Source organism: Bradyrhizobium sp. 35 (genome assembly GCF_023073215.1).
Lineage (GTDB): Bacteria > Pseudomonadota > Alphaproteobacteria > Rhizobiales > Xanthobacteraceae > Bradyrhizobium > Bradyrhizobium canariense_D.
The window spans coordinates 392,892-414,070 of sequence record NZ_JADPJC010000113.1; the positions used below are offsets into that span (position 1 = coordinate 392,892).

Below are 21,179 nucleotides of genomic sequence, written 5' to 3' on the forward strand. Positions count from 1 at the left end.
GTCCCGCAGGCGCTGTCAAGCGCGCGGGGCCGTCTCGGGAGAGGCTCGACGTCAGGTCGTGCCCGCCTCACCACCCGCGGGCAGCGCCGCGCCGCCCTTGATGTCGGCGACCGCACGCGCGATGGTCTCGCGATAGCGCGCGCGTGGCGGCGTGACGCCATGGGTGAGCAGCGCACGGCGGACCGCAGGCGACGCCCCTGTGATGAACAGCCGGATGCCCTGGCGGTGGGCCTTGGCGGCGACGCGGCCGAGCACGTTGGCCGCGGTCGAATCCAGGAACGGCACGTCGGCGAAATCGACCATAAAACCCTTGCGCTTGTCGGCGATGCCGTCGAGCACGCTGCCGATCGCCGAGGCCGCGCCGAAGAAGAACGCGCCGGTGATGCGATAGACCAGCACGTCGCGATCGACCGCGAGTGCGGGGTCGTAAGGCACGCGCCCGCCATTATCGTCATCGGGACGATCGGCGGCCACCAGTGGCGATCGTTCCTCGATGCCCGTCATTTCCGCCATGCGATGGATGAACAGGACCGCGCCAAGCGCGAAGCCAACCAGAATGCCCTCGGTCAGATCGCGGAAGATGGTGAGCAGGAAGGTTGCGAGCAGCACGACGGCATCGCCCCATGACGAGCGCAGGAGCGTCGCGAATTCGTGCTTCTCCGCCATGGTCCAGGCCACCACGACGAGCACGGCGGCGAGCGCGGCCAGCGGGATGTAGCTCGCGAGCGGCGCTGCGATCAGCATGAACAGCAGCAGGAAAACCGAATGCAGCATGCCCGCGAGCGGCCCCCGCGCGCCGGCGCGGATGTTGGTCGCCGTGCGCGCGATCAGCCCCGTGACACAGATGCCGCCGAACACCGCCGCGCCGACATTGGCGGCACCTTGCGCCACCAGCTCGCAATTGGAGCGGTGACGGCGTCCGGTCATGCCGTCGGCCACCACCGCCGACAGCAGCGATTCGATGGCGGCGAGCAGTGCGAAGGAGATCGCATCGGGCAGCACGGCGGTCGCCTTCGCGAGCGAGAATGCAGGCAAGGCTGGCGAGGGCAGTTCCCGCGGAATGCCGCCGAAGCGCGATCCGACGGTCTCGACCGGCAGCGACAGCACGGCACATGCGACCGCCGCGAGCACGACCGCGATCAGGATACCGGGCCAGGACGGCAGCCAGCGTCGCAGGCCGGCGATGATGGCAATGCTGACGATCGCAACCGCGACGGCCGACGGATTGACGGTGTGCAGGCCCCCGGCAAGCGCGACGAGTTTCGGGACGAATTCGCTGGGCTCCTTCGCGAGGAGCGTGATCCCGCCGAGATCGCGCAGCTGGCTGGCGAAGATGATGACGGCGATGCCGGCCGTGAAGCCAACCGTCACAGGATATGGAATGAACTTGATATAGGTGCCGATCCGCAGGAAGCCCGCAGCGATCAGGAACAGGCCCGCCATCAGCGTGGCCAGGACCACGCCGTCAACCCCGTGACGGTCGGCGGTCGCCGCAACCAGCACAATGAAGGCGCCGGCCGGACCGCCGATCTGGAATCGGCTGCCGCCGAGCAGTGACGCAATGAAGCCGCCGACAACAGCGGTGTAGAGTCCGCGGTCCGGCGTCACGCCCGAAGCGATCGCGATCGCCATCGACAACGGCAACGCGACGATCGCGACCGTGAGGCCCGCGAACACATCGGCACGGAAATCCGATAAGCCATAGCCCTCGCGCCATACGGTGACGAGCTTTGGCAGATAGAGTTCGGTAAAGGTCGGCCGACGAGGCTGGTGCAGCTTGCCTGCGTGTTCGCCTGTGATGCTCATTTCAGCAAAATGCTCCGCTGCCCACAACGCTCCGATGCATCGTGCGGCCGCGTATCGGGGCGCGACGGTGCGTTAGTTAAGACTGCTCCCGAGCATGATCATTGCGGGATCATGCTCCCACCCGACGCGGCGGCCCCGGCTCCTTGAGCCGAACGCCGCGTCCGCCGCCTTCGCTGCGCGCCTGTTCGCCGATCAGCTCGACGCCGGCGCGATCAAAGGCTTCGACCACTTTCATCAAGGTCTCGACCACGCCGCGGACATTGCCGGTGCTCGCCTCCATCCGCTGAATGGTCGGCAGCGAAACGCCTGCGAGCTCCGCCAAGGCCCTCTGGTCAATGCCGAGCAGCGCACGCGCTGCCCGCATCTGGAACGACGTGATCACCTTGGCCTCACGTATGAAAGATTATAAATGATGTCTGGAGCATGCACAATGATGTAAAATACATCATAAACGACCGAACGCAAGGGGAAGCTCGCCATGCGAGCCATCCGTCTCCACCGTCATTGCGAGGAGCGAAGCGACGAAGCAATCCAGAATTCCTCCGCGGAAAGACTGGATTGCTTCCGCCTTCGCTAAAGCTTCGGCGGACAAGTCGCTGCGCTCACACTGACGGTTGGGAGGAGCAGCGTGAGTCCAACCTTCGCCACGCCCATTGTGAAGCCCGTCACCCCACCCCTCTCCCCGTAAGAACGGCGAGAGGGAGTGAGACAGTGATGCGTCCCTTACTTCGGCAGACCGATCACGCCGCGTGCTGATGCGCTGCGATGATCTGGTCGGCGGCGCGCCCCGTGACTTCGGCCATGTGGTCGAACTGGCGGGTGAAGCTGCCGGCGCCTGCCGTGGCCGAGCGCAACTCAACGATCAATTCGCCGATCTCGGCTTCCGGCATCATGGCGCGGACGCAGTCCCATCCGCTCCAGCCGTCGCGGGTGTCAAAGCCGAGGATCTGGCCGCGCCGTGCCGACAGAATCGCATTGATCTTGGCGGTGGCGTCGGTCGGGCAGACGATCTCGACCACATGGATCGGCTCCAGCAGCACCGACTGGCATTGCGGCAGGCCCTCGGTGAGCCCGACCCGCGCCGCCGTGCGGAAGGCGAGGTCGGAGGAATCGACGCTATGATAGGAGCCGTCGGTCAGCGTCACCTGCAAATCGGTGACCGGGAAACCGAGCGGGCCGCGGGCGAGCCCGTCGATGACCCCCTCTTCCACCGCGCCGATGTAGTTGCGCGGGACCGCGCCGCCGACCACCTTCTCGGCGAACTTGAAGCCCTCGCCGCGCGGCAGCGGCCTGATGTCGAGCACGACATCGCCGAACTGGCCATGCCCGCCAGACTGTTTCTTGTGGCGGCCGCGCTGGACGATCGGCTTGCGGATGGTTTCCTGATAGCCGATCGCGGGGGGATGCGAAGCGACCTTGACGCCGAAACGATCGCGCAGCCGCTCGCTCGCGACGCGCAAGTGCATCTCGCCCTGACCCCACAGCACGGTGTCGTGGGTCTGCGCGTTCATCACGAAGACGAGCGAGGGGTCCTCCTCGTGCAGCCGCATCAGCGCCTGGCCGAGCTTGACGTCGTCCTTGCGGTCGGTGGCCGCAACCGAGATCGCGAGCACCGGCGGAGTGGGTTCTACGGCGGTTAGCGCTGCCGGCTGGATCTTGCCGCTCGAGACCGTGTCGCCGGTCTTGATCGGGTCGAGCTTGGCGAGCGCCACCGTATCGCCGGCTTCCGCCGCGGTACGCTTGGTGTCGTAGGCCCCGGTGACGGCGAGGATGCCGGAGATGCGGCTGGCCCCTCCGGAGGAGGCTTGCAGCGTGGCACCGTCGTCGAGATGGCCAGCGAGCATGCGCGTCAGCGACAGCTTGCCGCCGTGCTGCGAATGCAACGTCTTGAAGACGAAGCCGAGGGCGTCCCTCGTTTCGGGAACGCCGAGACGTTTTGCCGTTTCCGCGATACCGGGCGCCTCGTGGCGCAACGCTTTCATCAAACGCAGCACGCCGTTTTCGCGTGCGGCGGCGCCCAGCAGCACGGGGCAGATCAGCCCGTCGCGCAATTCGCGGGCGAGATCGTCGAACACGGCATCGCGCGGCGGCTGGATGTCCTCGAGCAGCTGCTCCATCAGCGCATCGTCGTGATCGGCGAGCTTCTCCAGCATCGAAAAGCGGGCCTCCTTCTCGCGATCGAGATCGCCGCCTTGGAGCGCGACCACTTCGGAGGCCTTGTGCTCGCGGTAAATGAACGCACGCTCCAGCGCGAGATCGACGAAGCCCTCGATCAGTTCGTCCTTCCAGATCGGGATCTGGCGCAGCACCAGCGGTACGCGCGAGGCGGGCTGGAGCATCTCGAGCGTCTCGCGGATGCGCTTGTTGGCGCGGTCGATCTTGTTGAGGAACAGGAAACGCGGGATCTCCAGCTCCTCCAGCTCGCGCAGGATGATCTGAAGCTGCGGCAGCTTCTTCTCGTCGGCTTCGCAGACCACGATTGCGGCATCGACCGCAGGCAGCGCGGCGCGCATGTCGTGGGCAAATTCGACGGAACCGGGACAATCGAGGAAGGTGTAGCTGTCGCCCATGAAACTCGTGGTGACGGCAGTCAGCCCGACGGTCATCTTGTGATGACGGGCCTCTGGCGTGGCGTCGCCGACGGAGGTTCCGGCATCGACGCTGCCGGCGCGCGGGATTGCGCCCGTTCGCGCCAGGATGGCTTCGAGAAGTGTGGTTTTACCGCTTTGGAAAGGGCCCACCAGCGCGATGCACCGTGGACCTCGGGGACTTCTGACGTCTTGTCCCATTCGCCGCCTCCTTGGTGTGGAGCTCGGCCCATGATTGGGTCGGCAAACGCTGATGCTCTGCCCGTCCCCGAGATTTGGCAAGCATCAAAAATCGCTGCGGTGCGTCGTCGGTATTTCCTCCTCTCCCGGAGAGAGGTTGAGGAGGAGCGCTTCGGCTGGCGCCGAGTCTCAACGTCCCGGGCGGAGTTCCAGGCTCTCGAGGCCGGCGGCGACGTTGAGGCCGACCTGGCCCTGCACGCTGAGCGGCTGGAGCGCGATCGAATTGTTGGAGCCGCCGACCAGCACGTTGCCGCCGAGACCGACACCGACCGAGGCGCTGCCCTGCGCACCGGCGTAGTTGCCGGCGAGGTCGCCCGGGCCGAGCCGGTTCACCGGCGCGAACACGCCCCACGCCAAAGCCGTCTCCTGTGTGATGCCGATATCCAGACCGACCTTGCGGATCGTCGCAACGTAACGGTCGTCCGGCAAACCATCGACGCGCAGCACGCAACCGAGATGGGTCACCGATCCCACGATGAAGCCCACGCTGGCGCCGCCGCGGCATTCGAGCACGCCCACCTGCACCATCCGCGATTGCGCGCTGGCGCCCGTAACGGAGGCGACGAGGCTCGCAACGGCAAGCCCGGCGAGGAGGAGTGAACGGCGCATGAATATCTCCGGCGATGAATGTGATGCGAGCATGGAGGCGCGGCACACGCCGCGCGATGGTCTATGCCACAACAGTTCCGGTGGCGCCAGATCGTGCAGACTTGAAAGAAAAAGGGCCCGCATTGCGCGGGCCCTTTGATGTCACTTCATGTCTGTGAGTTCAGCGCAGATTGCCGCAGAAGCGCTGGATGCGCTTGCAGGCGTCTTCGAGGTCCGAGGTCTTGGTCGCGTAGGAGATGCGGAACGCGGGGCCGAGGCCGAAGGCCGAACCCTGCACCACGGCGACGCCTTCGGTCTCCAGCAGTTCGGTGACGAACGTCTCGTCATTGTCGATCACCTTGCCCGACGGCGCGGTCTTGCCGATGGTGCCGGCGCAGGACGGATAGACGTAGAAGGCGCCCTCGGGCCGCGGGCACTCGATGCCCTTGGCCTGGTTCAGCATGGAGACGACGAGATCGCGGCGCTCCTTGAAGACCTTGTTGTTGGCGGGGATGAAGTCCTGCGGACCGTTCAGCGCCTCAACCGCGGCCCATTGCGCGATCGACGACGGGTTCGAGGTCGACTGCGACTGGATCGTCGACATCGCCTTGATGAGCTGCGCCGGACCGCCGGCATAGCCGATGCGCCAGCCGGTCATGCAATAGGCCTTCGACACGCCGTTCACGGTGAGCGTGCGGTCGTAGAGTTTCGGCTCGACCTGCGCGACCGTGGTGAACTGGAAGTCGTCATAGACGAGGTGCTCGTACATGTCGTCGGTCATCACCCACACATGCGGATGCTTGACCAGCACGTCGGTGAGCGCCTTCAGCTCGGTCCTGGTGTAGGCAGCTCCCGTCGGGTTCGACGGCGAGCACAGGATCACCCATTTGGTCTTCGGCGTGATCGCGCGCTCGAGTGCCTCGGCCTGGAGCTTGAAGCCGGTCGCGGCGGTGCAGACCACCGGCACCGGCTCGCCGCCGGCGAGCGCCACCATCTCGGGATAGCTGACCCAGTACGGCGCGGGGATGATCACCTCGTCGCCCGGATTGATGGTTGCCATCAGCGCGTTGTAGAGCACCTGCTTGCCGCCGGTGCCGACGATGATCTGGTTCGCCTTGTAGACGACGCCGTTCTCGCGCTGAAACTTGGCGATAATGGCTTCCTTCAACTCGGGAATGCCGTCGACCGCGGTGTACTTGGTCTTGCCGGCTTCGATGGCGTGGATCGCGGCCAGCTTGATGTTCGCGGGCGTGTCGAAGTCGGGCTCGCCGGCGCCGAGACCGATGACGTTGCGGCCCGCCGCTTTCAGCGCACGTGCTTTATCCGTGACCGCGATGGTCGCGGACGGCTTCACACGGTCGAGCGCAGCGGCAAGGAAGGACATCGTCATCTCCTGACAAGCGTCGTGAGCCCTTTGGCTTCACGACTCCGATTGTGGGAATGAACCACCCTAAAACGAGTGCCGTTGCACCGCAAGAAACTTCGGTCCGATCCCGCAAAAGTTTACGTGTCTGGCGTTTCGAGCCGCGATTTCCCGCAATATTCCGTAACTTTGCCGCGCAAACCCCTTATATCCGACAACGCGTGCCCTCGGAGCAATTTTGCGGGCCATGACGATGCGGAAGCTTCAGTGCCCAAGACGCGACCGCGGTGCTCGCACACGATCGCGTCGAGCAACGCACTTGCGCGTTGACGCAAGCGTGAACTGAGTTGGATGGTCGCACGGAAATGATCTTCCGCCGCATTGCAATGCGGTAGGGTTTTCGAGTTTTTCTATTGGCCGGGTCTTGCGGCGGATTCGCATCGGCATCATTGTTTAGCCGCGTTGCGGGGCAACAAGCGCCGCGCCCTCCCGTCGTCCGGAATCATCCCCAGAATGTACAAGCTCTATTCGATGCAGCGCTCGGGCAACAGCTACAAGGTCCGCCTTGCGCTGGCGCTGCTGAACTTGCCGTACGAAGCGGTCGAGGTGGACATTCTGCGCGGCGAGAGCCGCACCCCGGACTTCCTGGCCAAGAACCCATCCGGCCAGGTGCCGCTGCTCGAGGTCGGCGACGATCGCTATCTCGCCGAGTCCAACGCCATTCTCTGGTACGTCGCCGTCGGCACGCCGCTCGCGCCGGAGAACCGCATCGATCGCGCCGACGCGCTGCAATGGATGTTCTTCGAGCAGCACGCGCTGGAGCCGAACATCGGCGCGGCCTATTTCTGGCTGTCGCTGGTGAGGGGCGGCCGCGACCTCCAGACTCATTCGCTGGAGGACTGGATGGAGCGCGGCTATGGCGCGCTCCAGGTGATGGAGAATCATCTCAGGACCAACGCCTATTTCGCCGCCCGCCAGCTCACGGTCGCCGACATCGCGCTGTACGGCTATACCCACCTCGCCGACCGCTGCGACTTCGACCTCTCGACCTTCCCGGCGATCCGGGACTGGCTGAAGCGCGTGGAAGCGGCGCCTGGCTACGTCGCAATGGACTGGCGGCCGGCCGACATCGAGGACCCCGCCAGCATCGCCGCTGGTGCCTGAGGGGCGAGCTCTGGCAAATAGCGGGCATAAAGGTCACCATTGCCGCAATCTCGCCATTTTCGCTCGATTGGCCGCCGCAATATTGCCGATTGCAACAGTGAAATTGTTCGATGTCGCGGGTGATTCGCTCGCGCGTTGAAGGATTTAGACCATGATTCGGGCGTCCGGCACGGCAGGCTTTCAGGGCCCACCCGCTACCGTTTCGTCTTCCCGGCTGACCAACGCGGTCGCGGCCTCGCTCGCCGTCGCCGCGCTCTCGTTGTGCCTGATCGTCACCCTGACGGTGCTGTCGACCAAGGCGACCATGGCGATGGGCCTGCCGGTCTGATTCCCGCTTCATCCTGGACCCGCCTTCAAGGCGCCGCATGGCCCGCGCCGACCGGCATCGCGACAGGACGTCGATGAAATCACCTGTGGTCATCGTTGCAATCACCCTGACCGCGGCCATCCTGGTCGCGGCATCGCTGTTGATCTTCGTCGGCACGCGCAAGGGCCAGGGGACGTCGAAGCTGAATGCGCCCGCGCTGCAACAACGTCTCAAGCACGCGCACTTGGTCTAAAATCATCCGAAAGCTTTGCGCGAGACCCAAAGCGCACCTTAAGCACACCGCGCGAAACCGCATCGCAATGGCGCAATGTTCGGTCAGTGTTGCCGCCTTACCTCGTTCAGGAAGGAGCGAGACAGCCCCATGCGGTTGGGATGGCGTGCGATCTCCGGTCCGGCGCTGACGGCAGCGACTTTGCTGCTGACGGTGTTTTTCGATCGCTTCGTCCCCACTCCCTGGCCCGCGCCGCTGCTCGTCTGCATCGTGGCGCTCGCCGGCGCGCTCTCGGGTCCCGCTTCCGCCGTCGCCAGCGCAGCCATCGCCGTCATCGGCGCGGCACTGCTGCTTCTCAGCCGGCACGGCGTTGCAGGCCTTACCACGGCGGATATGATCCAGCTCGGCCTCCTGGCCGCGACGGCCGCGGGCACCGCAGGCATCACCGGCCTGATGCGCCAGCGGCTGCTCGGCACGTTTGCCGCCGAGCGTCGGAGTCACGCCATCGCCGCGCGGCTGTCGGCCGCGCTCGACCAGGTCGATATCGGCATCGTGCTGCTCGATGCCGAGACGCGCGCCGAATTCATCAACCGCGCGTTCCGCGATTATTTTGCGGTGCCGGACGACATCGCCGACGGCAAGCCGCCGTTCGTCGCGCTGATGTATCACGGCCGCGACACCGGCGCGTTCGAATTGCCCGAGGACGAACTCGGCACCTTCATCGCTCAGCGCATGGAGATGGTCCGGATCGGCGATGCCACGCCGATCAACATCGCCTTGCGCAATGGCGAGGTGTTGCGCTTCGTCTGTGCCGCGCTGCCCGACGGCGGCCGCATGCTGAGCTACACGCCGGTGACCGACCTCGTGCGCCACACCGATGCGCCGTCCCGCGCCGACTACTACCGCTCGCTGCGCGATCCCGCGGGCCGCAAGCTGATCCGGTATCTGCGCGTCGCGGAGTGATGCGCGATTGATCAGCACGTCCATCATCACGTATGAAGGACGCCTCATCGATCGCGGGAATTTCATATGTCGCTCACCATTCGCCCCGTCACCAGGCAGGACTACGATCAATGGCTGCCGCTGTGGGACGGCTACAACGCCTTCTACGGCCGCTCCGGTCCGACCGCGCTCTCGCCCGAAATCACGCGCGTGACATGGCAGCGCTTTTTCGATGCCTATGAGCCGGTGCACGGATTGGTCGCCGAGAGTGACGGCCGCCTGCTCGGGATGACGAATTACCTGTTTCACCGCAGCACCACCGCGATCGAGCCGTCCTGCTATCTGCAGGACCTGTTCACGACCGAGGCCGCGCGCGGCAAGGGCGTCGGCTCGGCGCTGATCCACGGCGTCTACGAGCGCGCAAAGCTCATGGGATCGCCGCGCGTGTACTGGCAGACGCACGAGACCAACGTGACGGCGCAGCGCCTGTACGACAAGGTCGCCGAGCGTTCCGGGTTCATCGTCTATCGCAAGATCTTCTGATCCTCGCGATCGCGCCGCCTGTGGATAACTCTGTCTGTCACCTGCGCGTAACATAGCGGGACTAGGCTGCAGCTGCGTCTGGTCAGCCCCCCGTCACCGATCAAGCGCCCCAAAGCGGTCCCCGTCAGTCGCCGCGTCTGACAGGGGCCGCATTTTTTTGTCGGCAGTCCTTGTCGGCAGCCTTGTCAGCATGGCAGCAACGCGGCGCACGGCTTGCTGCGGCGGGGCACCGCGGTCACAATGCGCCCCTGCCCATCTCCGACGGGGATCTCCCATGGAAATTCGCAATCTCGGCGCCTCCGGCCTGCGCGTGTCTGCGGTCGGGCTTGGCTGCAACAATTTCGGCCAGCGCACGGACCTGGAGACCTCGCGCAAGGTGATCCACGGCGCGCTCGATCTCGGCATCACGCTGTTCGACACCGCCGACATCTATGCCGGCATGGGCGGTTCGGAAACGGTGCTCGGCACCGTGCTCGGCGACCGCCGCAAGGAGATCGTGCTCGCCACCAAATTCTCCAAGCCGATGGCGGCCGACGGAACCAAGCAGGGCGCTTCGCGCCGCTACATCATGAACGCAGTCGAGGCGAGCCTGACGCGGCTCAAGACCGACTACATCGATCTCTATCAGCAGCACGATTACGACCCGCTGACTCCGATGGAGGAGACGCTGCGCGCGCTCGACGATCTCGTCCGTCAAGGCAAGGTGCGCTACATCGGCAATTCCAATTTTCCGGCCTGGCGCCTAGCGGAGGCCGAGTTCACCGCGCGCGCGATGAATGTCAGCCGCTTCGTCTCTTGCCAGGACGAATACAGCCTGCTGGTGCGCGACATCGAAAAGGATCTGCTGCCGGCGGCACAAGAGTACAAGCTCGGCCTGCTGCCGTTCTTCCCGCTCGCAAGCGGGCTGCTCACCGGCAAGTACCAGCGCGGCGCGGCCGCCCCGACCGATACGCGCTTCGGCAAGGTACCGGCATTACGCGACCGCTATGTCACGCCGCGCAACGAGGACATCGTCGAGAAGCTCACGGCATTTGCGAAAGCGCGCGGGCACAGCATGCTCGAGCTCGCCTTCTCCTGGCTCGCCGCGCGCCCGCAAGTGTCGAGCGTGATTGCCGGCGCCACCCGCGTCGCGCAGGTCGAGGAGAACGTGAAGGCGATTGCGTGGAAACTCGGTGCGGAGGAGATGGCGGAGATCGACAAGATCACGCTGGGCTGATCTTTGCGGCGGCGCGCGCTACTTGGCGCCGCGCCCCACCGTCTGCATCACCTCGAAGCCCTCGAACTGGGGATGGCCGAGATAGGTCGGCTTGGTGTCGCCGGCCCGCGCGTGCGCGGCACGAAAGGCATCCGATTTGGTCCAGGCCTCGAACGCCGCATGGTTCGCCCACACCGTGTGCGAGGCGTACAGCGTGTGATCCTCGAGCTCGGGGCCACGCAGCAGATGAAACTCGACGAAGCCCGGCACCTTGTCCAAATGAGTATCGCGCGAAAGCCAGACCTGTTCGAAAGCAGCCTCGGAGCCCTTGGCGACGCGGAAGCGGTTCATGGCGATGTACATGGGTGATGGTCTCCTGACGTTCGGCCGATCATGTCGTCATTCCGGGACGCGCCGCAAGGTGCGGGCCCCGGAATCGTAGGTTAAGCAACCAACCCCTTCATCGGACGTGCGCTTGCGCTATCTGGAAACACCGTCTCGGCCAGCACGCGATCCGACAGGCCGAACTGGCCCTGCAGCACGCCCTTGATCACGGAGCGCAGATCGGTGGTGGGCTTGAGGTCGCGGGCCTCGAAAAGGTTGGCGGGCTTGAGGCCGGGCCAGTCGGCGATGACGCGGCCGCCCTTCACCGCGCCGCCGGCGAGCAGCGCGATCGTTCCCGTGCCGTGATCGGTGCCGTCTGTGCCGTTGATGCGCGCGGTGCGGCCGAATTCGGTGGCGACCACGACGACGGTGTCGCGCCAGCGTTCCCCTAAGCCGCTTTCGAACTCGGCGAGCGCACCGTCGAGCCCGCCGAGCAGGAATGCGAGGCGACCGACAGGGCCGCCTTCATTGGCGTGCGTGTCCCAGCCATCGAACGCGAGCGCCGCGATGCGCGGGCCGTCGTCGGACGCCATCAGTTTTGCGGCGCCGCGCGCGACCTGCCGCATCTGCGCGACCGCGTTGCCCGGCTTCGGCTTCATGTCGTCGCCGCTCGCGGCCTTTTCCAGCGCAAGGCCCTGCGACAGCACAGCCGCCAGCGCGGGATCGCGGTGACGATAGAGCTCGACCAGACGCATTGCGGTGTCGTCATCGGCTTGCGGCAGCGCCACCGGCGCCCAGCCGACGGTCGGCGCATTGCCGCGCAGCACCAGCGGCGTGGTCGGGCCGACGGCAAGAGCACTCGACACCCGCTCGCCGCGCGGCAGCGCTTCCAGCGCGCGGTTGAGCCAACCGGATTGCACGCGCCCCGGGCCGGCATAGCCGCTTTCGAGCACGTCCTGGCCGTCGAAATGCGAGCGGTCGCGATAGGGCGTCGCGACCGCGTGGATCACCGCGGCGTGCCTGTCGCGATACATGCGTGCGAACTCAGGCATCGCCGGATGCAGCGCAAAGAAAGTATCGAGCATGATCGCGGGATGCGCACCGTCCGCCGTGAGCGCGATCGCCCCGTGCAGGCCGGCATAATCGGGATCGCCGACGGGCGCGACGGTCGAAAGCCCATCAAGCGCGCCGCGCAGGATCACCACGATCAGGCGAGGATCGCGGCCATCCGCGGCGCGCGCGAATTTCGGCAAGTAAGCCCAGGCCGCGAACGAGGCGCCGCCAAGCAGGAGGCCGCGCCGCGAGGTGAGGAGCCGGTTCTCGACGCAGTCGATCATCATCATCTCCTCTGCATTTCGGGCGACATCAACAGCAGCGCCAGCGCCTGCTGCCGCGACTCCGCGCGCTCGATGGTCCGCCGCGTTTCGATCGAGGCCGCATCCGCGGCGGCAAATTCCAACAAATCGAGCGGGTCGATGTTGGGCCCAAGCCGCGCGCCCATTTGCGCGGCAATGTCGAGCCGGAGCTTGATGCCTTCCGGCGCAGCCCAGGCGGCATTGGTGTCGGCGAAACCATTCGGGCCGGCCGGCGACCACAGCGGCTGGCCCAGCAGATTGAGGTTGTTGAGATAGGCGCCGGGATCCTCCGGCACGCGCGCGAGCAGCCGGCCGCTCGCGACCAGGAAATCATAAGGGCTGCGCATCTTCGTCAGTGGCGCCTTCCACGCCTCGTCGGAATCGACCAGTGCGGTTGCCAGCGCTTTGAGATCCCCGTCGGTCTTGATGAAGACATCGCGCAGTCGCGCCACCAGCGCCGGCGGCGGATCGTCGGCGACGAAGTGGCGGACGAATTTGGTGGCGATGAAGCTCGCGGTCGAGGGATGGCGTGCGATGTCCGCGAGGGCGGCTTCGCCTTGCGCAAGGCCGGTCGGCTCGTAGGTCTTGCCGAGCAGCATTTGCGGCCCGGGCTGGTGCGCATTGACGTTGAACACGAACGAACCGGGCGCTCCCAGCTGTCCCTGCCGGCCAGCAAAGGTCCAGCCGGTGATGATGCGCGCGAGCGAGGTGACGTCGTCCTGCGTATAGCCGCCGCCGACGCCGAGCGTATGCAGCTCCATGATCTCGCGCGCGAGATTTTCGTTCAGCCCGCGCTTGCGGTTCTGGCCCGCGCGCGAGTCCGGTCCGAGCGATTGCTGGTTGTCGAGGAAGAACAGCATCGCCGGATGCTGCTCCACCGCTTTCAGCATGTCGGCGAAACGTCCGAGCACATGCGGCCTGATCGCCTCGCGCTCGAACGCACCGGCCCAGATCCGCGCCAGCTCGCCCTTGCTGGCGGAGATGCAGAAATGGTTGGACCAGAACACGACCAGCCGTTCGGTGAAGCCGCACTCGACCAGCGTCGCGCGCTGCAACCGCGCCAGTGCCTCGGCGCGAAAGGTTTTTTGGATGACGTTGAGCGGCTGCGGGGCGGGTTTTGCGGCAGGCGGCGCGGCCGCGTTGGGCTGCATAGTGTCCGGCTTGGCCATATTGTCCGCCGGCTTGTTGTCAGCCGGCTTATTGTTACCGGGCTTGGCCTCGGCCATCTGGCCGGCGATCTCGGTTGCCACGGCGTTCAGCGAGAGATTGCGGCGCGGTCCGGGCCTCTGATCGGCCGGCGCTTGCAACGGCGCTTCAGTCGGCGCGCCGGCCTTCGCGGCGGCCTCGCGCGCCTGCTTGACCTGATCCTGATAGGCGAACACGGCCTGCCCGAGCTGCGGCGCGGATTGCAGGCCCGGCGCCTCCAGCAGCACACCGTTGGGACGAGTGAGTTCCGCCTTCACAAAGCCGCGAGGATCGGAGGCCGCGTTGATGAGATCGCCGGATGCGCCGCCGCGGGCGCCGAAGCCGAAACGGTTGAGCGCGACGAGCGCGGCTTGCGAATCGCGGGCCATCGATATGTCCTTCGCGCGCTGCCAACCGCTTTCCCGATACGTGCGCGAGGCCTAATATACCGCAGCGGGAGATGAACCCGGCATGAAAACGACAGCCCGGCTTTTGCGCAAATCATGACAAATCGGCAAGACATTCCGGCGCAGCAACCCCGCCGCCTCGCCTGCTCTCGTTGCGGCGCCGAGTTCGGCTGCGACCTCTCCGGCACCTGCTGGTGCGCGGAAGAAACGGCGCGGCTGCCGATGCCGGTCAAGGGCGAGGATTGCTTGTGCCGGGCGTGCTTGCGTGCGGCGGCGGAGGCAACATAACCCTCCGCGTCCGCGGTATGGGTCCTAGCTTTCGCCAGGACGACGTTGAGGAGAGACGGCTCGCGACAACTACACTGGATGCCCCGGGGACTTCCGTGCCATGCCGTCGAACGCATCCAGCAGCTTTTCGCGCCAGGCGTAAACCGGGTCGTCCGCTTCCAGCAGCTTGAACGGGCTCGTCGCGCGCGCCCACTGAAAACCGCCGAACACGATGTAGTCGGCATAGTTCGGTGCGGCGCCGCCGATGAAGGGCTGCTTCTTGAGGGTCTGCCGCATCACCTCGAGCGATTTGCGGAAGGCGACCACGCCGGCATCGCGGCTGGCCATGATCTCTTCCAGCCTCTTGCCGCCGAAACGGGCCTCGCGCGACTGGCGGAAATAGGCGGCGTCGACCTCATCCAGATTGTTGGGAATGTCGGCGATGATCAATGGAAAGATGCCGCCGACGATGGCGATGTCGCCCCAGACATTGAGCATGCGTGCCATGGCGCGCCCGCCCTCGCCGCCAAACAGCGACGGACGATCCGGAAACTTGTCTTCGAGATAGATCGCGATCGTCCAGGAATCGACCACCGGCTGGTCGTGATGCAGCAGCACCGGAACCTTCTCCGAGCCATGTGGCGCGATCGCGCTCTTCTCGGTGAAGCGCCAGGGCAACGTTTCCGCCGAAAGGCCCTTGTGCGCCAGTGCCATTCGCGTGCGCCAGCAGAACGGGCTGAACGGTCGCGAGGCGTCTGTGCCGACGAGTTCGAAGAGTTTGAGCGACATGAAAGGGTCTCCCGGTATTCCGTCATTGCACGCGAAGCGAAGCAATCCAGGACTGCCGCCGCGGAAGCATTCTGGATTGCTTCGCTTGCGCTCGCAACGACGGATGTGGAGAGCTAGCGCCCGTTCGTGCGCAGCAGCCTCTCGCCGTCCTCCGTCACCGCGATCACCAGCCCCATTCCGGGCAGCGTCTCGCGCGCGACATAGCCGCGGTCGGCGGCGTCTTCCCAGATGGTGAGGCGCGGGCACGACGTCTTCCAGGTCGCGATCACCTCGGCATAGGCGCGGGGCTCGCGCGCAACCCACTCGACGAAGTCCAGCACCAGCGGGTCGGCAGTCTCGCTCATTGCAAACCTCCCTTGTCGAAGGCTGCCAGCACCGGCGTGCGGACCAGCAGCCAGCTGCCATAGGCGATATAGTAGCAGGCGATGGTGGTGATCAGCTTCATCGACCAGGCCACGAATTGCTGATCGGTCATGGCTTCGAGGATGCGCCGCGCCAGCGTGGTGCCGAGCATGGATGCTGCGATCGCGACGGCCGCGAGCACGGGATCGAGCGTCGCCGCCTGGTCGATCACGCCGCCGAAATAGATCAGCTTGCTGAAATGGCTGACGAGCTGGCACATCGCCTTGGTCGCCACCTTCTCGCGCCGGCCGAAATCGCCGCCGAGGAAGAAGGTGTCGAGCAGCGGCCCCGACACGCCGGTCATCAGCATGAGGCCCATGCAGATCGTGCCGTAGACGGTGCCCTGCCAGAGACGGTCGGGATCCGGCTTGATGTTGGCGGGCAGCAGCCGGGCCATGAACGGCGTGATCCCGAGCAGCAGCAGCGCGACCGGCTTGTCCGGTACGTAGCGCGTGAGCGACCACGCCGCGAGCGCGACGGCCGCGCCGACCATATAGTTCGCGACCGGGCGCCAGCGGATATGCGTCCGCCAGAGAAAGGCGCGCCAGCCGTTCGAGGTCATCTGCGTGATCGCATGCAGCACCATCGCGGTCGGCAGCGGCATCAAGGCCAGCAGCACGCCGATCAGGATCAGCCCGCCCGCCATGCCGAACAGCCCCGACAGGAACGCGGTGCCGACCATCAGCAATCCAAGGGCAGCGATCATGATGGGCGTCACGTAAAAATCTCCCGACCTTCTCCCCGCTCGCGGCGCGAAGCGAAGGAAACGTGCCCCGCTTGCCCCGTCTACGCAAACTGAGTTATCTTGGCCTGGCATCAGCTTTCCTGAGGGTCGGTCATTTGCGGCGCTTGCTGTTTCTCAACGGCATCAAGGCATTCGAGGCCGCGGCGCGGGCCGGCAGCTTTGCCGCGGCCGGCCTCGAGCTGAGCGTATCGGCAGCCGCCGTGAGCCGCATGGTGCACATCCTGGAAGAACGGCTCGGCGTCGCGCTGTTCGAGCGCAAGGCCAACAAGCTGCTGCTGACGCAGGCGGGCCGCGCCTATCAGAGCGGGCTGACGCCGATCTTCGATGCGCTCGCAAGCCTCACCGCGCAGGTGACGGCGCCCTCGAGCGTCCGCGTGCTCACCATCGGCATCGGCCACACCTTTGCGATGCGCTGGCTGATCCCGCGCCTGTCGGAGTTTCGCAGCGAAGAGCCCGACATCGAGGTGCGCTTCACCACCGGCGGCGCGTCGGTGCCGTTCGGCGAGGACTGGAGCTGCGGCATCCAGCTCGGCACCGGCGACTGGCCGGGGCTGGTGGCCGAGCCGCTGTTCGCCGGCGACCTCACGCCGGTCTGCGTGCCCCGCCTCGCCTCCTCGCTGAAGCGCCCGGCCGATCTCAAGGCACCGAGCCTGATCCGCGTCGCGCATTCGCCCGAGGACTGGCCGATCTGGCTCAAGGCCGCAAACCTCGCGCGCGTCAACGCGCGGGGACCGGAGTTCCAGTTCTACGGCCAGGCGCTTCAGGCTGCCGCCGACGGGCTCGGAATCGCCATGGGCATCCGACCCTATATCGACGACGACCTCGCCGCCGGCCGGCTGGTGGCGCCATTCGAGCTCTCGGTGCCCAAGGGCATGCGCTGGTACCTGCTCTATCGCAGCTTCCAGACCGAGCAGCGCGACTTTGCCGCGTTCCGCCGGTGGATCATGCGCGTGGCGTCGGAACCCGCCGCCCGTCCCGTCCGCCGGCCCGGCCGCACCAGCGCGCGGAACTGACGCTGCTATCGGACTTTGGCAAAAAAGCCCGCCGCTTGTGAACGGCTTCACATCCCAGAATCCGCAAACGTGGTCCCCTGACCCTCCAACAAGGCGCTCGAATAAAACATTTTGGGGACTGCAATGACGACCCTTTACGACGGCTTTGACATCGAATCCTTCGAAGCTGGCCAGGGGCTGTGGCACGCCCGGATCCGGCGTGCCGATTTCAGCCCGGTTGCCATCGACGGCGTGCTGTTTCCGGCCATGGAAGTCGGCTTCGCCTGGCCTGATCCCGATGCCGCGATTGCCCATGCCAAGCACCACATCGATCGCTTCCGCCGGCGGGCCGACGACAGCGACGACGAATAAGCGAGCGGGACTGCAGGCGAACCAAGGAACGGCGCAGGGTCAAAGGGGGAAATCGGTCATGTCAGTCATCGAATTCGAAGACACGCCGCGGCCGAGGATTTACACCCGCAATGTGTTGTCCAGCTGCCCGGAATGCGAGGGCGATCTCACGGTGCTCCGCGTGATCGGCGGCCGTGCCGGATGCGAGTATTGGACCATGCGCTGCACCGATTGCGGCGGCATCCATCTCGACATCCTCGAGCCGCGTCAGGCAGCCGGGGACGATGAGGGACCGCTGCCGGCGGCCTGATCGCAAGATCCCAAGGCCTGCTGCCAACCTGCTGTCAGCAGTCTGAGCATTGCCGGGCATTCGCTCTTTATTGCGAGGCGGACTCGCCCCATATTCGGAGCATGGCGAAGAAACCTGCATCCTCCGAAAAATCCGGCAAATCCCCCAAGGCCAAGGCTCCGAACGCGAAGGCGCCGAATTCCAAGGCGTCTCGCCCCGACGTGCAGCCGATCGGGCCGGCGTTGGCCGAGTTGCTCAATCCCGCGATCAATCGCGGCGGTGCCGGGCTCGGATCGGGCACCGGACTGCAGCCGCCGCCGGACAATTCGCGCGATCGCCGCTCCGGAGGCGAGGCCGCCGCGCATCGCGCGCGGGCCTCGACGCCGAAAGAGTTTCCGCAGGACAATACGAGGCCAATGCCGCTGCGGCCCAATCCGCAGCCGCCCGGCGCCCGCGACGCGGGCTTCGACGAGGCGCCGCAGGCCAATTACGGAACCGCGGCCACGATACCGACGCTCGATCCGGAACTGGCGCGTCAGCTCGGCCTCCCGACGGAAGAGGACGATGCCGAAGCCCTGGCTCGTCCGCCGCGCAGCAAGATGGAGGCGCTCGGCGTCAAGGCCACCGCCGACGCGCTGGAATCGCTGATCCGCGAGGGCCGGCCGGAGTTCCGCAAGGACGACGGCTCCACCAGGGTGTGGACCCCGCATCGGCCGCCGCGCCCGGAAAAGTCCGAAGGCGGCGTGCGCTTCGAGATCAAGTCGCATTATGAGCCGCGCGGCGACCAGCCAACCGCGATCGCCGAGCTGGTCGAGGGCATCAACCGCAACGACCGCTCGCAGGTGCTGCTCGGCGTGACCGGCTCCGGCAAGACCTACACCATGGCCAAGGTGATCGAGGCGACGCAGCGGCCCGCCATCATCCTGGCACCGAACAAGACGCTCGCCGCCCAGCTCTATGGCGAGTTCAAGAGCTTCTTCCCCGACAACGCGGTCGAGTATTTCGTCAGCTATTACGACTATTACCAGCCGGAAGCGTATGTCCCTCGCACCGACACCTACATAGAAAAGGACTCCTCGATCAACGAGCAGATCGACCGCATGCGCCACTCGGCGACGCGCGCGCTGCTCGAACGCGACGACGTCATCATCGTTGCCTCGGTGTCCTGCATCTACGGTATCGGCTCGGTCGAAACCTACACCGCGATGACCTTTGCCCTGAAGAAGGGCGAGCGCATCGACCAGCGCCAGCTGATCGCCGACCTCGTCGCGCTGCAGTACAAGCGCACCCAGGCCGATTTTACCCGCGGCACATTTCGCGTGCGCGGCGATGTCATCGACATCTTCCCGGCGCACTATGAAGACCGTGCCTGGCGCGTGAACCTGTTCGGCGACACCGTCGAGACCATCGAGGAGTTCGACCCGCTCACCGGCCACAAGCAGGACGAGCTCGAATTCATCAAGATCTACGCCAACTCGCACTATGTGACGCCGCGCCCGACGCTGGTGCAGGCGATCAAGTCGATCAAATCCGAATTGAAGATGCGGCTGGACCAGCTCCACGACCAGGGCCGCCTGCTGGAAGCGCAAAGACTGGAGCAACGCACCACCTTCGACCTCGAGATGATGGAGGCAACCGGAAGCTGCGCCGGCATCGAGAACTATTCGCGCTATCTCACCGGGCGCCTGCCCGGCGAGCCGCCGCCGACGCTGTTCGAATATGTGCCCGACAACGCGCTGGTGTTCGCCGACGAGAGCCACGTCACCGTTCCCCAGATCGGCGGCATGTTCCGCGGCGACTTCCGCCGCAAGGCGACGCTCGCCGAATATGGCTTCCGGCTGCCCTCTTGCATGGACAACCGCCCGCTGCGCTTCGAGGAATGGGACATGATGCGGCCGCAGACCATCGCGGTCTCCGCGACGCCCAGCGCCTGGGAGATCAACGAGAGCGGCGGCGTGTTCGTCGAGCAGGTGATTCGCCCGACCGGTCTGATTGATCCGCCGGTCCACATCCGCCCGGCCCGCACCCAAGTCGACGATCTCGTCGGCGAGGTCCGGGCCACGGCGCAGGCCGGCTATCGCTCGCTGATTACGGTGCTGACAAAGCGCATGGCGGAGGATCTCACCGAATATCTGCATGAGCAGGGCATTCGCGTTCGCTACATGCACAGCGATATCGACACCATCGAACGCATCGAGATCATTCGCGATCTGCGGCTCGGCGCGTTCGACGCGCTGGTCGGCATCAATTTGCTGCGCGAAGGCCTCGACATTCCCGAATGCGCGCTGGTCGCGATCCTCGACGCCGACAAGGAAGGCTTCCTGCGCAGCGAAACCTCGCTGATCCAGACCATCGGCCGCGCCGCGCGCAACGTCGACGGCAAGGTGATCCTCTATGCCGACCAGATGACGGGATCGATGGAGCGCGCCATCGCCGAAACCGACCGCCGCCGCGAGAAGCAGGTCGAGTACAACACGGCGCATGGCATCACGCCGGAGAGCATCAAGAAGTCGATCGGCGACATCATGAACAGCGTCTACGAGCGCGATCACGTGCTGGTCGAGATCGGCGGCCACGACATGACCGACGACGTCATCTCGATCGGCCACAATTTTGAAGCCGTGCTCGGCGATCTCGAGACGAGGATGCGCGAGGCCGCCGCCGATCTGAACTTCGAGGAAGCCGCGCGCCTGCGCGACGAGGTCAAGCGCCTGCGCGCCACCGAGCTCGCGGTGGTCGACGATCCCACCGTCAAGCAGCGCACGGTGCAGGGCAAGGCCGGAGCCTATGCGGGCGCGAAGAAATACGGCGACGCCGCCAATTTGCCGGTCAGCGCGCTGAAGAACAAGAGCGCCGCCACAGCGCTCAAGGCCAGCGGCAGCAAGGGCTCGCGAATCCACAAGCCGCATCTCGACGAGATGCACGGCCCGGAATCGTTGCCATATCGGGGCGACCGCGCGCTGCCGTCGAAGCCGTTCGGTGGCGAGAGCCGCATCATCCAGCCGACGGATTCAAGGCAGTCAGGGCGATATGGGACAGCGTGAAGAGAGACTGGCAGTGATCAGAAGCGCTTACGCAGCACGCGCGTTCGCGCCACTCGTCCCG

General features: G+C 65.7%; 22 protein-coding genes. 11 read left to right on the plus strand and 11 right to left on the minus strand.

Annotated features, from left to right (window positions below; all coding sequences use genetic code 11):
- Positions 1 to 51: 51 nt before the first annotated feature.
- The 5 genes from IVB36_RS25090 to IVB36_RS25110 form a co-directional block, all read right to left on the minus strand.
- The gene (locus tag IVB36_RS25090) at positions 52 to 1,806 is read right to left on the minus strand and encodes a SulP family inorganic anion transporter (RefSeq protein WP_247296238.1); all 1,755 of its coding nucleotides are present in this window, start codon (positions 1,804 to 1,806) and stop codon (positions 52 to 54) included.
- Positions 1,807 to 1,915: 109 nt separating this feature from the next.
- Positions 1,916 to 2,188: a helix-turn-helix transcriptional regulator gene (locus IVB36_RS25095; protein ID WP_007614761.1), complete on the minus strand. Its 273-nt coding sequence runs from the start codon at positions 2,186 to 2,188 to the stop codon at positions 1,916 to 1,918.
- Positions 2,189 to 2,546: 358 nt separating this feature from the next.
- Entirely contained in the window at positions 2,547 to 4,595 is a 2,049-nt protein-coding gene (locus IVB36_RS25100; protein WP_026232552.1) for an elongation factor G, read from the minus strand.
- Positions 4,596 to 4,763: 168 nt separating this feature from the next.
- The gene (locus tag IVB36_RS25105) at positions 4,764 to 5,243 is read right to left on the minus strand and encodes a DUF992 domain-containing protein (protein ID WP_026232551.1); all 480 of its coding nucleotides are present in this window, start codon (positions 5,241 to 5,243) and stop codon (positions 4,764 to 4,766) included.
- A gap of 160 nt (positions 5,244 to 5,403) precedes the next feature.
- A complete protein-coding gene (locus IVB36_RS25110; protein ID WP_007596745.1) occupies positions 5,404 to 6,606 on the minus strand; it encodes a pyridoxal phosphate-dependent aminotransferase in 1,203 nt (400 codons plus the stop codon).
- A gap of 492 nt (positions 6,607 to 7,098) precedes the next feature.
- On the opposite strand from IVB36_RS25110, the gene IVB36_RS25115 reads away from it, so the two are divergent.
- From IVB36_RS25115 to IVB36_RS25140, 6 genes are all read left to right on the plus strand, one after another.
- Complete coding sequence (locus IVB36_RS25115; RefSeq protein WP_018453545.1) at positions 7,099 to 7,749, plus strand: glutathione S-transferase family protein; 651 nt, start codon at positions 7,099 to 7,101, stop codon at positions 7,747 to 7,749.
- Between the two features lie 151 nt (positions 7,750 to 7,900).
- The gene (locus tag IVB36_RS25120) at positions 7,901 to 8,077 is read left to right on the plus strand and encodes a hypothetical protein (protein ID WP_007614766.1); all 177 of its coding nucleotides are present in this window, start codon (positions 7,901 to 7,903) and stop codon (positions 8,075 to 8,077) included.
- Between the two features lie 37 nt (positions 8,078 to 8,114).
- Positions 8,115 to 8,309 (plus strand): hypothetical protein, encoded by a 195-nt coding sequence (locus IVB36_RS25125; protein WP_018453544.1) that lies wholly within the window; start codon positions 8,115 to 8,117, stop codon positions 8,307 to 8,309.
- A gap of 129 nt (positions 8,310 to 8,438) precedes the next feature.
- Positions 8,439 to 9,251: a PAS-domain containing protein gene (locus tag IVB36_RS25130; protein ID WP_018453543.1), complete on the plus strand. Its 813-nt coding sequence runs from the start codon at positions 8,439 to 8,441 to the stop codon at positions 9,249 to 9,251.
- Positions 9,252 to 9,317: 66 nt separating this feature from the next.
- On the plus strand, positions 9,318 to 9,773 hold the full coding sequence (locus tag IVB36_RS25135) for a GNAT family N-acetyltransferase (protein ID WP_018453542.1): 456 nt from the start codon (positions 9,318 to 9,320) through the stop codon (positions 9,771 to 9,773).
- 274 nt (positions 9,774 to 10,047) lie between these two features.
- Positions 10,048 to 10,989: an aldo/keto reductase gene (locus IVB36_RS25140; RefSeq protein WP_018453541.1), complete on the plus strand. Its 942-nt coding sequence runs from the start codon at positions 10,048 to 10,050 to the stop codon at positions 10,987 to 10,989.
- A gap of 18 nt (positions 10,990 to 11,007) precedes the next feature.
- Here the strand turns inward: IVB36_RS25140 and IVB36_RS25145 are convergent, their stop codons facing one another.
- The 3 genes from IVB36_RS25145 to IVB36_RS25155 form a co-directional block, all read right to left on the minus strand.
- Positions 11,008 to 11,331 (minus strand): antibiotic biosynthesis monooxygenase, encoded by a 324-nt coding sequence (locus IVB36_RS25145; RefSeq protein WP_007596764.1) that lies wholly within the window; start codon positions 11,329 to 11,331, stop codon positions 11,008 to 11,010.
- An 80-nt stretch (positions 11,332 to 11,411) separates the two neighbouring features.
- Positions 11,412 to 12,629, minus strand: a complete 1,218-nt coding sequence (locus IVB36_RS25150; protein ID WP_026232550.1) for a DUF1501 domain-containing protein — start codon at positions 12,627 to 12,629, stop codon at positions 11,412 to 11,414.
- A gap of 2 nt (positions 12,630 to 12,631) precedes the next feature.
- Positions 12,632 to 14,221, minus strand: coding sequence for a DUF1800 family protein (locus tag IVB36_RS25155; RefSeq protein WP_018453539.1), 1,590 nt, complete (start codon positions 14,219 to 14,221; stop codon positions 12,632 to 12,634).
- Positions 14,222 to 14,335: 114 nt separating this feature from the next.
- On the opposite strand from IVB36_RS25155, the gene IVB36_RS25160 reads away from it, so the two are divergent.
- Positions 14,336 to 14,527 (plus strand): cysteine-rich CWC family protein, encoded by a 192-nt coding sequence (locus IVB36_RS25160; protein WP_083926324.1) that lies wholly within the window; start codon positions 14,336 to 14,338, stop codon positions 14,525 to 14,527.
- Positions 14,528 to 14,596: 69 nt separating this feature from the next.
- On the opposite strand, the gene IVB36_RS25165 is transcribed toward IVB36_RS25160, so the two are convergent.
- The 3 genes from IVB36_RS25165 to IVB36_RS25175 form a co-directional block, all read right to left on the minus strand.
- On the minus strand, positions 14,597 to 15,295 hold the full coding sequence (locus tag IVB36_RS25165; RefSeq protein WP_018453538.1) for a glutathione S-transferase family protein: 699 nt from the start codon (positions 15,293 to 15,295) through the stop codon (positions 14,597 to 14,599).
- Between the two features lie 113 nt (positions 15,296 to 15,408).
- Positions 15,409 to 15,639 (minus strand): hypothetical protein, encoded by a 231-nt coding sequence (locus IVB36_RS25170; RefSeq protein WP_018453537.1) that lies wholly within the window; start codon positions 15,637 to 15,639, stop codon positions 15,409 to 15,411.
- A complete protein-coding gene (locus IVB36_RS25175) occupies positions 15,636 to 16,415 on the minus strand; it encodes a sulfite exporter TauE/SafE family protein (protein WP_026232549.1) in 780 nt (259 codons plus the stop codon). Before IVB36_RS25175 ends, IVB36_RS25170 begins: the two co-directional genes overlap by 4 nt.
- A gap of 122 nt (positions 16,416 to 16,537) precedes the next feature.
- On the opposite strand from IVB36_RS25175, the gene IVB36_RS25180 reads away from it, so the two are divergent.
- The 4 genes from IVB36_RS25180 (at position 16,538) to uvrB (ending at position 21,118) form a co-directional block, all read left to right on the plus strand.
- Positions 16,538 to 17,455, plus strand: coding sequence for a LysR substrate-binding domain-containing protein (locus IVB36_RS25180; RefSeq protein WP_247369030.1), 918 nt, complete (start codon positions 16,538 to 16,540; stop codon positions 17,453 to 17,455).
- A 123-nt stretch (positions 17,456 to 17,578) separates the two neighbouring features.
- A complete protein-coding gene (locus tag IVB36_RS25185) occupies positions 17,579 to 17,806 on the plus strand; it encodes a hypothetical protein (protein WP_007596778.1) in 228 nt (75 codons plus the stop codon).
- Between the two features lie 58 nt (positions 17,807 to 17,864).
- Complete coding sequence (locus IVB36_RS25190) at positions 17,865 to 18,095, plus strand: hypothetical protein (RefSeq protein ID WP_018453534.1); 231 nt, start codon at positions 17,865 to 17,867, stop codon at positions 18,093 to 18,095.
- Positions 18,096 to 18,196: 101 nt separating this feature from the next.
- Entirely contained in the window at positions 18,197 to 21,118 is a 2,922-nt protein-coding gene (gene uvrB / locus IVB36_RS25195; RefSeq protein WP_247393255.1) for an excinuclease ABC subunit UvrB, read from the plus strand.
- The last annotated feature ends 61 nt before the right edge of the window (positions 21,119 to 21,179 follow it).

Bases quoted from the DNA above. Each gene is read 5' to 3' on its own strand.
- IVB36_RS25090 (WP_247296238.1), bottom strand. From the start codon at position 1,806: ATGAGCATCACAGGCGAACACGCAGGCAAGCTGCACCAGCCTCGTCGG.
- IVB36_RS25100 (WP_026232552.1), bottom strand. From the start codon at position 4,595: ATGGGACAAGACGTCAGAAGTCCCCGAGGTCCACGGTGCATCGCGCTG.
- IVB36_RS25105 (WP_026232551.1), bottom strand. From the start codon at position 5,243: ATGCGCCGTTCACTCCTCCTCGCCGGGCTTGCCGTTGCGAGCCTCGTC.
- IVB36_RS25110 (WP_007596745.1), bottom strand. From the start codon at position 6,606: ATGTCCTTCCTTGCCGCTGCGCTCGACCGTGTGAAGCCGTCCGCGACC.
- IVB36_RS25115 (WP_018453545.1), top strand. From the start codon at position 7,099: ATGTACAAGCTCTATTCGATGCAGCGCTCGGGCAACAGCTACAAGGTC.
- IVB36_RS25120 (WP_007614766.1), top strand. From the start codon at position 7,901: ATGATTCGGGCGTCCGGCACGGCAGGCTTTCAGGGCCCACCCGCTACC.
- IVB36_RS25125 (WP_018453544.1), top strand. From the start codon at position 8,115: ATGGCCCGCGCCGACCGGCATCGCGACAGGACGTCGATGAAATCACCT.
- IVB36_RS25130 (WP_018453543.1), top strand. From the start codon at position 8,439: ATGCGGTTGGGATGGCGTGCGATCTCCGGTCCGGCGCTGACGGCAGCG.
- IVB36_RS25135 (WP_018453542.1), top strand. From the start codon at position 9,318: ATGTCGCTCACCATTCGCCCCGTCACCAGGCAGGACTACGATCAATGG.
- IVB36_RS25140 (WP_018453541.1), top strand. From the start codon at position 10,048: ATGGAAATTCGCAATCTCGGCGCCTCCGGCCTGCGCGTGTCTGCGGTC.
- IVB36_RS25145 (WP_007596764.1), bottom strand. From the start codon at position 11,331: ATGTACATCGCCATGAACCGCTTCCGCGTCGCCAAGGGCTCCGAGGCT.
- IVB36_RS25150 (WP_026232550.1), bottom strand. From the start codon at position 12,629: ATGATCGACTGCGTCGAGAACCGGCTCCTCACCTCGCGGCGCGGCCTC.
- IVB36_RS25155 (WP_018453539.1), bottom strand. From the start codon at position 14,221: ATGGCCCGCGATTCGCAAGCCGCGCTCGTCGCGCTCAACCGTTTCGGC.
- IVB36_RS25160 (WP_083926324.1), top strand. From the start codon at position 14,336: ATGACAAATCGGCAAGACATTCCGGCGCAGCAACCCCGCCGCCTCGCC.
- IVB36_RS25165 (WP_018453538.1), bottom strand. From the start codon at position 15,295: ATGTCGCTCAAACTCTTCGAACTCGTCGGCACAGACGCCTCGCGACCG.
- IVB36_RS25170 (WP_018453537.1), bottom strand. From the start codon at position 15,639: ATGAGCGAGACTGCCGACCCGCTGGTGCTGGACTTCGTCGAGTGGGTT.
- IVB36_RS25185 (WP_007596778.1), top strand. From the start codon at position 17,579: ATGACGACCCTTTACGACGGCTTTGACATCGAATCCTTCGAAGCTGGC.
- IVB36_RS25190 (WP_018453534.1), top strand. From the start codon at position 17,865: ATGTCAGTCATCGAATTCGAAGACACGCCGCGGCCGAGGATTTACACC.
- uvrB (WP_247393255.1), top strand. From the start codon at position 18,197: ATGGCGAAGAAACCTGCATCCTCCGAAAAATCCGGCAAATCCCCCAAG.